The sequence below is a fragment of the Micromonospora chalcea genome (assembly GCF_028768405.1).
In the GTDB taxonomy this organism is placed as follows: Bacteria; Actinomycetota; Actinomycetes; order Mycobacteriales; family Micromonosporaceae; genus Micromonospora; species Micromonospora chalcea.
Genome location: NZ_CP118233.1, coordinates 85,321 through 98,481, shown reverse-complemented (window position 1 = coordinate 98,481; position 13,161 = coordinate 85,321). Strand labels below are relative to the sequence as shown.

Annotated in this window: 10 protein-coding genes; all 10 read right to left on the bottom strand. The window is 74.3% G+C overall.

Annotated features, from left to right (window positions below; genetic code table 11):
* Positions 1-5 precede the first annotated feature (5 nt).
* The 10 genes from PVK74_RS00445 to PVK74_RS00400 all read right to left on the bottom strand — a co-directional run bounded on the left by PVK74_RS00445 (position 6) and on the right by PVK74_RS00400 (position 13,113).
* Positions 6-1,733 (bottom strand): ABC transporter substrate-binding protein, encoded by a 1,728-nt coding sequence (locus PVK74_RS00445; protein ID WP_113973290.1) that lies wholly within the window; start codon positions 1,731-1,733, stop codon positions 6-8.
* Positions 1,730-3,442: an ABC transporter substrate-binding protein gene (locus tag PVK74_RS00440; RefSeq protein WP_043325235.1), complete on the bottom strand. Its 1,713-nt coding sequence runs from the start codon at positions 3,440-3,442 to the stop codon at positions 1,730-1,732. The genes PVK74_RS00445 and PVK74_RS00440 overlap by 4 nt, the downstream gene beginning before the upstream one ends.
* Entirely contained in the window at positions 3,439-4,671 is a 1,233-nt protein-coding gene (locus PVK74_RS00435; protein ID WP_274477894.1) for a DUF885 domain-containing protein, read from the bottom strand. Before PVK74_RS00435 ends, PVK74_RS00440 begins: the two co-directional genes overlap by 4 nt.
* Positions 4,668-6,368, bottom strand: coding sequence for an ABC transporter substrate-binding protein (locus tag PVK74_RS00430; protein WP_069090020.1), 1,701 nt, complete (start codon positions 6,366-6,368; stop codon positions 4,668-4,670). The genes PVK74_RS00435 and PVK74_RS00430 overlap by 4 nt, the downstream gene beginning before the upstream one ends.
* On the bottom strand, positions 6,365-7,702 hold the full coding sequence (locus PVK74_RS00425; RefSeq protein WP_043325239.1) for an aminotransferase class V-fold PLP-dependent enzyme: 1,338 nt from the start codon (positions 7,700-7,702) through the stop codon (positions 6,365-6,367). Before PVK74_RS00425 ends, PVK74_RS00430 begins: the two co-directional genes overlap by 4 nt.
* A 360-nt stretch (positions 7,703-8,062) precedes the next feature.
* Complete coding sequence (locus tag PVK74_RS00420) at positions 8,063-8,716, bottom strand: NHL repeat-containing protein (RefSeq protein ID WP_274477893.1); 654 nt, start codon at positions 8,714-8,716, stop codon at positions 8,063-8,065.
* 63 nt (positions 8,717-8,779) lie between these two features.
* Positions 8,780-9,682 (bottom strand): homocysteine S-methyltransferase family protein, encoded by a 903-nt coding sequence (locus PVK74_RS00415; protein ID WP_064447383.1) that lies wholly within the window; start codon positions 9,680-9,682, stop codon positions 8,780-8,782.
* A gap of 38 nt (positions 9,683-9,720) precedes the next feature.
* Positions 9,721-10,860 carry a trans-sulfuration enzyme family protein gene (locus PVK74_RS00410; protein WP_274477892.1) on the bottom strand — a complete coding sequence of 380 codons (1,140 nt, stop codon included), beginning with the start codon at positions 10,858-10,860 and terminating at the stop codon, positions 9,721-9,723.
* Between the two features lie 22 nt (positions 10,861-10,882).
* The gene (locus PVK74_RS00405; RefSeq protein ID WP_274477891.1) at positions 10,883-12,160 is read right to left on the bottom strand and encodes an aminotransferase class V-fold PLP-dependent enzyme; all 1,278 of its coding nucleotides are present in this window, start codon (positions 12,158-12,160) and stop codon (positions 10,883-10,885) included.
* A 248-nt stretch (positions 12,161-12,408) separates the two neighbouring features.
* Positions 12,409-13,113 (bottom strand): crotonobetainyl-CoA--carnitine CoA-transferase, encoded by a 705-nt coding sequence (locus tag PVK74_RS00400; RefSeq protein WP_043325247.1) that lies wholly within the window; start codon positions 13,111-13,113, stop codon positions 12,409-12,411.
* Between the last annotated feature and the right edge of the window lie 48 nt (positions 13,114-13,161).

The window sequence follows — 13,161 nt, the reverse complement described above, 5'->3', positions numbered from 1 at the left end:
GGGCGTCAGTCCTCCCCCAGCCACAGGTTGGTCAGGTCGCCGTTGAGCACCGGGTACGGCAGCCAGTTGCGCACCCGGTGCCCGCGCAGCCAGTACTGGTGGGCGAAGAGGATCGGCACCACCGCGCAGTCGCGCAGCACCTCCCGCTCGGCGGCCCGCCAGTGCTCGTTCGCGGCCCTCTCGTCGGCGCAGCTCAGCGCCGCGTCGATGTGCTCGTTGACGACCTCGTTGTGGTAGTGGCCGAAGTTCGACCCCCAGTCGTCGTTGCCGGAGACGCCGGAGCTGTCGAAGAGGGCCTGGAGATAGACGCGGGCGTTGTTGCCGTGCCAGTCCGGCTCCCAGCCGGACAGCGCCACGTCCCAGCGGCCCTCGCGGGCGCCGTCGGCCCGGCCCAGGTATGTGCCGAACAGCTCGGTGATGCCGGCCGGGACGAGGTCGAGGGTGATGCCGGCCCGGGCGGCGGCGGACCGGACCACCCGCGCGGTCTCCGGGTGGATGTCGCGGTCCCGGTAGACCAGCTTCAACGTGAGCCCGTCGGGGTAGCCGGCGTCGGCGAGCAGCCGGCGGGCCAGCTCCGGGTCGCCGGCGCCGTCGTTCGCCGCGTACGGCGCGAACGGCCGGTGCGCGCGGCACAGCGGCGGCAGGATCTGCTCGGCGATGTCGTTGAGGCGACGCCCGCCCCAGACCTCGGCCACGGCGGTCTTGTCGATCGCGTACTGCAACGCCTCCCGGACCTCCCGGCGGCCCAGCGCACCGCCCTCGTTCGGGCTGAGCACGTTGATCACCAGGTACGGGCTGAACAGACCGGCCGGGCAGACCTCCAGCCGGGGGTCCCCGGCGGCGAACATCTCCGGCAGCCGCTCGGTCAGCGGCTGGATGTCCCACAACATGTCGGCGTCACCGAGGATCACCATGTCGTGGCAGGTCTTCTCGTCCAGCCCCTGCCGCACCTCGATGCGGTCCACGTGGGCGGCACGGACCGGGTCGGTGGCCGGGTCCCAGGTGCGGCTGCGCTCCAGCGTGATCAGCCGGTCCGGCTCGTAGGCGGTGATCCGGTACGGCCCGATCGAGCCGAGTCGCTGGTCCAGCTCGGGGCTGCCGGGCACGAACCAGAGGTACTCCTCCGGCGCCGGGGAGGCGAACGGCAACGCCAGGAGGTTGAGGAAGTCGGAGGTGGGGCGGCGGGTGGTCAGCTCCACCGTCCGGTCGTCGAGCACCCGCAGCCCGGGCACCTCGGCGGCCTCCAGGTAGGGCGCCACCACGTTGAGGTCGCGGGGCAGGGTGAGCAGGTCGTCGCGGAACTCGGCAAGCCCTTCGACGGTGCTCAGGTAGTAGGGCAGGCCGGGGCTGGGCGCCATCGGGTGGGCCAGCCGCTTGATGCCGCGTACCACGTCGGCGGCGGTCAACGGCCGGGGTCCGTTGGGCAGGTCCCAGCGCAGCCCGTCGCGCAGCGTGAACCGGTAGCGGCGGCCCTCGGCGTCGTACGGCCCGTCCGCCGCCACCGCCAGGTCCGGCACCAGGTCCCCGGCCCGCCGGTGGTCGCGGGTCGACGGGTAGGTGACCAGCTGCCGGGTGTACGCGCGGACGATCCCCCGGGTCACCGTGTGGTACGCCAGCGCCGGGTCGAGGTGGTCGACGTCGCCCGCGCCGACCAGGGTGAGCGTGCCGCCGCGGCGCGGGCCGTCCGCGCCGGGGATCAGTCCGAGGTCCGTCGATGCGTCTGCCGTGGTCATGCGGACTCCTCCAGCCAGAGGTTGGACAGGTCGAACCAGCGGTCCACCGTGGGCATGGCGATCGCGTTGCGGACCCGCCGGCCCTTGCGGTGCGGGATGGTCGGGGCGTGCACGAGGATCGGCACGATCGCGGCGTCCCGCATGACGCACAGGTCGACCTGGTGCCACAGTTCGGTGGCGCGGGCCCGGTCGGTGGCGCCGAGCGCCTCCTCGATCAGCCGGTCGACCTCCGGATTGCTGTAACCGCCGTAGTTGCTGGTGCCGCGGGACGTGTTGGTCTGGAACATCGGCTGGACGTAGGTGCGCCCGTTCGGGCCGAACCAGTCGGGCGTCCAGGACGGGGCGGAGATGTCCCAGGCGCCGGCGCGGGCGTTGGCCGGGTCGCGCAGGAACTGGTAGTACTCGGCGTGGCCGAGCGAGACCAGACGGACGCTGATACCGCCCTTCTCCAGGTCGGCGGCGTAGGAGCGGGCCACCTCCGGGTTGGCGTCCACGTCCCGGTGCACGGCGGTGAGGGTGAGCCCGTCCGGGTAGCCCGCCTCGGCCAGCAGCGCCCGGCAGCGCTCCGGGTCGCCCCGGTCCCCCGGTGTCGGGTACAGGTTGAAGTCGACGTGCCCGTCGTTGCCGGGCGGGATCGCCGTGTGCCCGGACAACATCACCGTCCCGGCCTCCAGGCCGTGGTAGATCTCGGCGATCGCCGCCTTGTCTATCGCGTACGCGATGGCCTGACGCACCTTGAGCTTGCTCATCGCCCGGTCGGCGTTCGGGCTGAGCAGGTTGAACACCAGGTACGGGTTGAGCGCGTAGCCGAGGTCGTTGCCCGGGTCGGTGGGCGCCACGTCGTACGGCTCGGTGATCGGTGACGCCCAGGACAGGTCGGCGCGGCCACTGTCGATCACCTCCCCCACCTGCTGCGGGCTGGCGATCTCCATGGTCACCTCGACCCCGTCCAGGTACTGCTGGCGCACCGGGTCGGACGCCTTGCGCCACACCGGGTTGCGGTCCAGCCGCACCGACTCGCCGTGGGCGTAGTGGGTGATCCGGTACGGCCCGTTGGAGCGCACCCGCCGCCGGAACTCCGCGCTGTCGGGCAGCACCTCGTCGTACTCGACCGGGGCGGCGGAGGCGCACTGCAGCGCCAGGATGTGCAGGAAGTCCACCGCCGGGCGGATCAGGTCGAAGACGATCGTCCGGTCGTCGACGGCGCGGACGCCGGCGATCTCGTGGTTGTTCTGGAACGCGGCCAGCTCGGCGGCGGCCGGCTCGGCCGAGGTGATCGCGGCGGCGTACGCGTCGCAGTACTCGGCCATCCCCCGGATGGTGCTGGTGAAGTAGCCGATCCCGCCGGCCTGCAGCACCGGGTTGGCCATCCGCTTGAAGCCGCGCACGAAGTCCCCGGCGGTCACCTCGCGGGGCGGGTCGGTGTCCCAGTACACGCCGGGGCGCAGCCGGATCGTGTAGCGGGTGTGGTCGGCGCTGATGCCGCCGTTGTCCACTGTCGGCACCGCCTCGGCCACGTCGGGCACGGGCGTGACGGCCGACGGGTCGCGCAGGTCGGCGACCGGCCGGTAGGTGAACAGCTGGCGGGCGAAGAGCCGGATGATCTGCCCGCCGAGCATGTAGTAGGCGCAGGCCGGATCGAGATGGTCCATGCTGCCGGGCCCGTAGAGCCGCAGGATTCCCCCGTACCGGGGCTGGCCGCCGTTCATCGACACACACCTTTCGTCGTCTCTGCGGTCCCCGCCACGTCGGCGCGCAGCTGCGACGGCAGCAGCGGCTCCCGCAGCAGCGTGTCGAAGCGGTCGGCGAGGCTGGTGTCCGGCTCGCGGGCGGCCAGCCAGGCGTCGACCAGCCGGCCGCCCTCGGAGTAGGTGACTGAGTACGCGCGCCACAGCGGGTCGGCGGCGAACGTGACCATCTGCTCGGCCCGGTCGGGTGGCAGCAGCATCCACCGCCGCAGGTAGGCAAGTGCCTCCGCCCGGTCGCCGCCCTCGTCGTGCAGGAGCAGGGCGGCGTCGATGCGGGCCGGCAGCAGGCGCACGATCAGGCCGCGCATCCGCTCGACCCGCTCGCCCTCGACGTGGACGCCCTCCCCGGCCAGGATGCCGGCGGTCCACTCGCCCCAGCCGGGGCCGAGCACCGCGTCGACCGCCGCCTCGGCCAGGCCCTCGGTGACCAGGCACCGGGGTGTGTCGACCAGGGCGATGGTGTGCTCGTCCTGGCCGCCGTCGCGGACCAGGCCGGCCTCCTTCAGGCAGTGCTCGGTGTGGTGGCCGGGGTACGACTCGTGCGCCACGATGATCGGCAGCGCGGCCACCGACCGGCCGCTCGCCGCGTTCAGCGCCACGGCGGAGCGGAAGCCGCCCAGGTAGCTGTTGTACGCGTTCCACGGCGCGTCCCGGACCACCGTGTACTCGACGCGCTCGGTCCCGGGCAGGCCGAACCGGTCCCGGGTCCGCTCGCGCAGCGCGTCGGAGACCGCCTGCACGCAGCGGTGCAGCCGTTCCGGCGGGACGGTGTTGCGCCGGTAGAACTCCTCCACCCGGTCCACGAGCGGTCCCGGCCCGGGCAGCAGCGCGTCGATCTCGTCGTGCACCGCCGCGTACCGCTCCGGCGGGGTGCGGGTCACGTCGACGTCGTAACAGGCGCGCACCTCGTCCCGGAACGACATCGGCGTGCCGGCGAGCCGGTCGGCGACCGCGCGCAGCGCGGCGAGCTGGGCGGTGAGGTACCGGCGGCGGGCCGGTTCGAGGTCGCTGTCGTCGAGGGCGGCGAGCGTCCGGCCGGCCTGGCGGGACAGCTCGCGGGGGTCGGGCGGCGGTTCGGCGGCGACCTGGTCGCGCAGCGCCGGGTCACCGTAGTAGCAGTCGACGAGCCCGTCGACCAGCCGGCCGAGGCGCAGGCCGAGCAGCAGGTAGTCGCGGACCAGCGGGTTCACTCGTCCACCCCCGGGCGTGCGGCGGTGAGGTCCACCGCGTACCCCTGCGGGGGCAGCGGCGTGATCCCGTCGACCCGGTCCGGTCGCCTCGGCGCGGCCACCGGCGCCCGGTGCAGGATCGGCACCACCGCCACGTCGGCGACCGCGCGCTCCGCGGCGGCCCGCCAGGCGGCGTCGGCCCGCCACGGCTCCGGCGCGTCGAGCGCCCGCTCGATCAGCGCGTCCACCTCGGGTGCGGCGTAGCCGCCGTGGTTGGCGCCGCCGGGCACCGGGGTCGCCTGGAGCATCGCCTGCGCGAAGACCCGCCCGTTGTGCTCCAGCCAGTCGGGTACGCGCGCCGCCACCGCGAGCTGCCAGCCGCCGGCGGTGGCGGGGGCGCGCAGCGCCTCGGTGTACGCGGCGTCGGCGAGCCCGACCGCCCGGGTCGGCAGGCCGGCCCGGGTGAGGTCGCTCGCGCAGGCGTGCGCCACCTCGGGTCCGAGGCCGGAGTGCGGGTGGATCAGGACCAGCGGCGTGCCGTCGGCGTGGCCCGCCGAGGCGAGCAGTTCGCGGGCCCGCGCCGGATCACCGGTGGGGTACGGATCGGCCGTGTCGTGCCCGGCGTTGCCCGGCGGGATCAGCGAGCCCGCGATCCGTACCGGCACGCCGGGGCGGTGCCGCCGGTACAGGTCGGCCACCGCGGCCTTGTCCACGGCGAGCGCCACGGCCTGCCGTACCCGGGGGTCGGCCCAGACCGGGTCGCGCAGGTTGAGCAGGAGGTACGGGTCGAGCGCCCAGCCGAGGGCGCCGTCGCCGTCGACCGGCTCGGCGGCCGGCAGCCCGCCGACTGCGGGCGCGACCGGCACCTCGGCCGGCGCGTCGGTGGGCTCCGCGTCGGCGCGGCCGGCGCCGTCGCTCAGGCGCAGCTCCACCCGGTCGGCCTCGGCCCGCCGGTACGGGTCGGCGGCGGGCTCCCAGGCCGGGTTGCGGACCAGTTCGACCCATTCGCCGGGCCGGTGCCGCCGCACCCGGTACGGCCCGTTGGCGCGCAGGTGGGCGGCGGCCTCGGGGCTGCCGGGGACGAACGCGTCGTGCTCGACGGGCACCGCCGACGCCGCGGGCAGCGCGAGCATGTGCACGAAGTCCAGCGCCGGCCGGGCCAGCTCGATGACGAGCGTCTCGTCGTCGAGCGCGAAGACGCCGGGGATCTCGTGCGCGTTCTGGTACGCGGCGAGCGTCGCCGCGTCCCCGGCCCGGTGGGTGGCCTCCGCCGCCCAGGCGGTGGCGAAGTCGGCGAGGCCGCGCACGGTGCTCGCGAAGTACGCGAGCGACGGTGAGGGCCGGACCGGGTTGCACATCCGTTTGAAGCCGCGGACCACGTCGTGCGCGGTGACCGGACGCCGGTCGGGGGTGTCCCAGCGGACGCCGGGGCGCATGTGGAACACGTAGCTGCGGTGGCTGGCGCCGAGCCCGGCGTTCCAGGTGGAGGGGACCTCCAGGGCGAGGTCGGGCACCGGCGTGACGGCCTGCCAGTCGCGGACGTCCCGGGCGGTCTGCCAGGTGACGAGTTGCCGGGTGTGCAGCCGGACGAACGGGGCCGCCGACGCGGGGGCGCAGCTGGGGTCCAGCGGTGCGGCGTCGGTGGGCGCGACCACCCGCAGCACGCCGCCGCGCCGCCGCGCGGTGGCCGGCTCCGGCCGGTACGGGGCGACGGTCATGACAGCTCCCGGACGAGGTCGGCGATGGCGTCGACGGCGAGGTCGACCTCCTCGGCGGTGTTGTAGAGGTGGGTGCAGATCCGGGCGGCGTAGTGCTGGTGCGGTGAGCCGGCGACGTCGAACTCGGTCCACCGGGTCCAGATCCGGTGCCGGCTCTCCAGCTCGTCGACGAGGCGGGCGAATTTGGTGATGTTCCAGCCGTCGGCCCGGTCGGGGAACGGGTTGAACGCCACCAGCGGCGCGGTCAGCCGGTCGTCGGTGAGCGGTGAGTACAGCGACTCGACGCCGAACCGCTCGACGATCCGGGCGCGGGTGTGCGCGCCGAGCGCCACCGCGTGCCGCTCGATCCGGTCCCGGCCGATGCGGTCCCACAGCTCGCACGCCTTCGCCAGGGCGGCGCCCCGGGCGATGCTGGCACTGCCGGCGCTCTGCAGGTAGTCGCCCATGTTGTAGCTCTCCACCCGGGTGGTGGTACGCGGTGGCGGGGCGCCCATCATCGGGTACCAGGTGGAGATGACCGGCCAGAACGTCGGCAGCGGCAGCGGGTTGTGCTCGGGGTGGACCTTGTTGCGGACGTAGAGCAGCCCGGTGCCGAGCGGCCCGCACTGGAACTTCGAGCCGGAGCAGGTGACGAAGTCGGGTCCGAGCGCGCGCAGGTCGGTGTCGAACAGGCCGGGCAGCAGCGCGCCGTCGACCACTGTGGTCAGGCCGTGTTGCTGGGCCAGGTCGCAGAGCTGGCGCACCGGCATCCGGGTGCCGGTGAACAGCGTGACGGCGGCGAACGCCAGCACCTTCGTCCGCGGCGTGATCGCCCGGGCGAACATGTCGACGATCTCCTCGGCGGTGACGTCCGGCCCGACCGGCGGGGTCAGCACGGTGAGCGTGATCCGGTGCCGGTTGCGCAGCAGGTTGAAGTTGGACAGCACCGAGTAGCACTCGTGGCTGGTGGTGATGACCTCGTCGCCCTCGTGCAGGTCGAGCCCGTTGATGACGCGGGCCACCCCCTCGGTGGCGTTGTGGCAGATCACCATCTCGTCCTGGTCGACGCCGAACGCCCGGCCGATGGCGGCGCGGTGCTCGGGGTACATGCCGGGCGGGTAGACGTTGCGCAGTCCGCCGTTCCACTCCCGGGTCACCCGGTCGTTGACGTCCAGCACCTCGTACGGCATCACGCCGATGGTGCCGGTGTTGAGGTGGACCGCGTCGGGCTCCATCGCGAACAGCGACCGCAGCTCCGCGAAGGAGGCGGCGCGCAGCGGGTCGGCCGGTGCGGGCGGCCCGCCGGTGCGGGCGGCCGTCGTGGTCGCGGGGTCGTCGGTCACGCTGACGCGCATGGCGTCCCTCCTGTCAGGAGCTGGCACCCGCCAGCGAATTTACCATATGATTCTCAAGTAAATAGTCGTCCCGCTGCCCGCCCCGTCCGACCGCGCCGGGCTCTCCGGCGCGTCCCACCGCAGAGCAGGGAGAAGCGATGATCGCGTGCCACACCGGCGGTTGGCCGGACACCGAAGATCCTCAGCGGACGGAGCCGGCTGCCTCCGGCTGCTCGTGCGGCTGCGCCGGCCGCTGCCGGCCGCCGTCCGCCGGCGCCGTCGGCGACCGCGACCGCCGGCAGGAGCAGTTCGACGCGCGCGACCGGGTGCCCTGACGCCGGGCGGGTGGGGGCGGCCGGGCCGCCGCCCCCACCGGGCCGGTCAGCCGCCGAGCACGTCCGGCAGCCGGACCGCCTTGAACCGCCGGTCGGCGAAGTCGCAGTACCAGACCAGCTCGCCGTCCCAGGCCAGCCCGGTCGGATGCCCCGGCAGCCGCACCGTGGCGACCAGCCGGCCCGACTCCGCCTCGACCGCGTGCAGCAGGCCGTCCTCGAACTCGGCGTAGAGCACGTGACCCTCGGCGTACGTGAGGCCCGAGGGCGACCCCACGACCGGGTGCTCCCGCTGCACCGTCATGGTCTCGAAGTCCCGTAGCTGGATCACCGCGGGCGCGCGCAGGCAGAGCCACACGCCCTCGGGCCCGGTCTCCATGCCGGTGACCCGGCCGTTGGAGGGCCGTACCGGCTTCGACCCGACGGTCTGGCCGGTGGCCGGGTCGATCAGCAGGATCCGCTTCGGCCGGCCGCCGATCTGGCACAGTTTTCCGTCCGCGTATCCCAGGTCGGCCCGCACGTCCGGGTACGCGAACGACCCGCGTACCGCCCCGTCCGCCGGGTCGATCGCGAAGATCCGCGCGGCGTCCTGGTCGGAGTGCCAGAGCCAGGTGCCGTCCCAGGTCAGGCCGCACATGTAGCCGGCCGGGCCGGGCAGGCTGCGCACCACCTCGACGGGCGGTGCGATCGTCGAGCCGCTCACCGTCTCGTTCTCCCTTCGTTGGCTGACCCGGCCCGCGCCGGGCCGGCGGACCTGCGGGCGGCGTCAGTCGACGGCCGCCACCGGAGCGTTCAGCCGGGCCGTCAGCGCGGCGATGTGCGCCGGCGACGCGCCGCAGCACCCGCCGGCCACGGCGAGCCGGTACTCCACCGCCCAGCCGGCGACCAGGTCGCCGAACTCGGCGGGGTCGAGCAGCGGGCGCGGCCCGGGCGCGCCGTCGCGGCGGTCCTCCAGGTTCGGGTACGCGCCGATCGGGCCGTCGTCGGCGTCGCGCAGCGCCCGCAGGCACCGCTCGGTCGCCTCCGGGGCGGTGCAGTTGACAAGCACCACCTCGGCCCCGGCGGCGCGCACCGCGCGGGCGGCGTCCACCAGGGAGTCGCCGGACAGCAGCCGGCCCTGGTCGTCGCAGACGAAGGCGGCCCAGGCCCGGGCGCCCACCTCGCGTACCTGCTCCACCGCGATGCGTGCCTCGCGGGCGGTGTTCATGGTCTCCACCAGCACCAGCTCCACCCCGGCCCGGACCAGCTCCACGGCCAGCCAGCGGTGTTCCTCACGCAGCTCGTCGTCGGCCGGCACCAGGTCCGGCCGGTAGCAGTCCTCCACCGGAGCCATCGACGCGGCGATCCGGGTGCCGGGCGCGCCGGCCGTGTTGCGGGCGGCGAGCGCGACGCCGACGGCCGCGTGCACCATCCAGCCGAGGCCGGCGTCCTCCAGTCCGGCGCGGCGCAGCGCCCGCAGGTTGCAGCGCAGCGTGTTCGCCGTGAGCACCTGCGCCCCGGCGGTCAGGAACCGCTCGTGGACGTCGCGCAGCACGCGCCGCCGGCTGTCCGCCAGCAACGCCGCGGTGCCCCACCACGGGGGCTGGTACGGCAGCCCGGCGCGCTGCAACTCGGTGGCGAGTCCTCCGTCGAGCACCACCGGGGCGCCGCCGGTCGTGAATGCGGACATGTCTCCTCCTTCGCGGGGCGGTAATGCCGGTCAGCGGGTCAGGCGCCGTCACGCAGCGCGGTGACCAGGTCCTCGACCAGGTCGGCCGGGTCCTCGATGCCGGGTGAGATCCGGATCAGCCGGTCGGTCAACCCGAGACGCCGGCGTACCTCGGGCGGCACCGGGCGGTGGGTCATCAGCGCCGGGCACTCGATCAGGGAGCGGACGCCGCCGAGGCTGACCGCGGCGGTGAACAGGCGTACCCGGTCGAGCAGCTTGGCCGGGTCGCCGCGGTACTCGAAGGCGGCGAGCGCGCCGGGCGCGGTCATCTGCCGGGCCGCCACCGCGTGCTGCGGATGCGTGGGCAGGCCCGGATAGCTGACCGTCGCGACGCTCGGCTCGGCCAGCAGAGCCGCCACCACCGCGCGGGTGTTCTCCACCTGCCGGGCGGTGCGCAGGGACAGCGTCTTCAGACCGCGGTGGGTGAGGTAGCAGTCGAAGCCGCCGGGGGCGTTGCCGGCCACCGTGCGGTAGGCCAGGAACCGCCGGTGCAGCTCCTCGTCCTGGTAGACGAGCGCGCCGCCGAGCACGTCGAGATGACCGGCGACGGACTTGGTGGTGCTGTAGAGCGTGATGTCCGCGCCGTGCGCGAGCGGTCGTTGCAGCACCGGCCCGGCCAGCGTGTTGTCCACCACCACCAGGGCGCCGTGCCGGTGCGCGAGGTCGGACACCGCGGCGATGTCGGCGACCTTGAGCAGCGGGTTGGTGGGCGTCTCCAGCCACACCATGGCCAGCTCGGGACCGCATTCGGACAGCGCGCGGTCCCGCTCGGCCGGGTCGGCCAGGTCCACCGGCCGGACCGTCACGCCGCGCTCGGCGGCGGCGGCGAGCAACTGGTGGGTGCCGCCGTACACGTCGTCGGAGGCGAGCACCAGCCGGCCCGGCGGCACCAGCGACAGCGCCGTCGTGGCGGCGGCCTGCCCGCTGGTGTAGACGGTCGCGTGCCGGGCGTCCTCCAGCGCGGCGAGGCACTCCTCCAGCGCCTCCCGGTTGGGCTGCTCGCCCCGGGCGTAGAAGTAGCGCGGCGGGTCCTGGGCGGTGCGGTCGTAGGTGGTGGCGAGGTGGATCGGCGGCACCACGTCGCCGGTGCCGGGCACTGGTTGCTGGCCGACGTGCACCAGCCGGGTGTCGAACCTCATGACGCTCCCTTCCGGGCGCTGCTCAGAGGAACCGGACGTCGGGGTGGTCGGCGGTCCAGGGACCCGGTCGTACGCCGGCGAGCAGCTCGCCGACGAGGTCGATCTCGGCGGTGGTGTTGTAGACGCCGAAGGAGAGCCGGACCGTGCCGAGCAGGCCCATCTCGTCGAGGAAGGTGCTGGCGCAGTGCACGCCGCAGCGCACCGCCACGCCGTGCCGGTCCAGGTGCGCCCCGACGTCGTACGGGTGGATGCCGTCGACCACGAACGAGACGATGCCGCTGGGGTCGGCGGCCGGGTCACCGACCACCCGCACCCGGTCGATCGCGGCGAGCACGTCGACGGCGTGCCGGACCAGCGCCCGGTCGTGCCGGCGGATCGCGTCCCAGCCGAGGTCGCGCAGGTAGTCCAGGGCGGCGGCCAGCCCGACCGCGCCGGCCACGTGCGGCGTGCCGGCCTCCCACCGGGCCGGCCCGTCGAGGTAGCGGACCGGCTGGTCGGCCGCGACGCCCTTCACGGTGCCGCCGCCCACCTGGTACGGGGGCAGCCCGGCGAGCAGGTCCCGGCGGCCGTGCAGTACGCCGACGCCCATCGGCCCGTACGCCTTGTGCCCGGAGAAGCAGTAGAAGTCGGCGTCGAGGTCGCGCACGTCGACCGGCCGGTGCGGTACGGCCTGGGCGCCGTCGACCACCACCAGCGCGCCGGCCCGGCGGGCGGCGGCGGTCATCTCCCGTACCGGGTTGACGGTGCCGAGCACGTTCGAGACGTGGGTGACCGCCACCAGCGCGGTGTCCGGGCCGAGCGCGGCGGCGAACCGGTCGGCCCCGACCCGCCCGTCCGGTCCGGCCGGCACCACTGTGAGCGTGGCGCCCGTACGGTCGCAGAGCCGGCGCCACGGCAGCAGGTTGCTGTTGTGCTCCATGCCGGTCACCACGACCCGCCGGCCCGGCCCGGCCACCCGTTGCCCGGCGGTGTCCGCGACCAGGTTGACCGCGGCGGTGGTGCCGGCGGTGAAGAGCACCTCCTCCGGCTGCGCCGCGCCGATCGCCCGCGCGACGCTCTCGCGGGCCTGCTCGTACCGCTCGGTGGACTCCAGGCCGAGCCGGTGGTAGCCGCGCCCGACGTTGCTGTTCGCCCCGGTGTAGTAGTCGGTCATCGCGTCCAGGACGACGCGGGGCTTCTGCGTGGTGGCGGCGTTGTCCAGGTAGGCGACGAGGTCGCCGGCCCGGCGGGCCAGCAGGGGGAAGTCGTCCCGTACCGCCCTGGGCAGCGCCTCCGGATCGTGTCGCACCGTGTCCGTCATGCCGGCTCCTGTCGCTTGACGGCCGGTCGTCGGTGCCGGCGTACGCGCCGCGCGGGGTCGCCCCCGCGACGCGCACGGACGCCGTCAGGCGCTCGGGCGACGGAGGGCGGACCGGTCGTCCCCGTGGGACCACAGTGCTCGGGAGGTGCCGCACGGGCGCGGCGTGCCGGACGACGACGGGCCCCGACGAACGCCGAGGCTAGTTCAGAATAATATAGTGATCCGGTCCCGTCACCCCCTGGCGCGGGTCAGTGACCGGAGGTCGTCTGAGCGGCGGGCGCGGCGCCGGCGTCCAGGCCGAGCAGCTCGCAGCAGCGCAGCACCGCGTCGATGTCGCCCTCCAGCTTGAGCTGCCCGCCGACCATCGCCATCAGCGGCGTGACCCGCCCGGCGCCGATGCGCACGAACGTGGCCGCGTCGGTGGTCGCCACCATCGCCGGGTCGTCGGACGGCCCCTTCGCCACGCGCGGCACCCCGCCGGCGACATCGATGCGGAAGACCTCGTCGTCGACCTGGAACTGGTAGCTCTCGTCGATCGGGGAGATCTTGTCCCACTGGAACATCGCCTCCACGGCGAGGAAGCCCCAGTGCGGGCGGACCGTGTCCTCGGCGTTCAGGTCACCGACGAACTCCAGGCCCCAGTGCGCGAGCCCGAGCACCATCGGCCGCAGCGCCTGCCCGGTCGGGGTCAGCTCGTAGGAGAGCCGGCCGCCGGTGCCGTGCACGTCGACCTGCCGCAGCACGCCCGAGTCGACGAGGAACTTGAGCCGGTCGGCGAGCAGGTTCGTGCCGATGCCGGGCAGGTCCGCGAGCAGTTCGCTGTAGCGCCGGGGACCCATCAGCAGCTCCCTGATGATCAGCAGCGTCCAGCGTTCGCCCAGCACGTCGAGCGCGGACGCGAGCCCGCAGTACTGGTGGTAGGAGCGCTTGCCGGCGAGGCCAGTCTGTGCCATTCCGCTATCGTATATTTTAGTCGGCTGTTTGCGCAGGTGGGGCCGCGC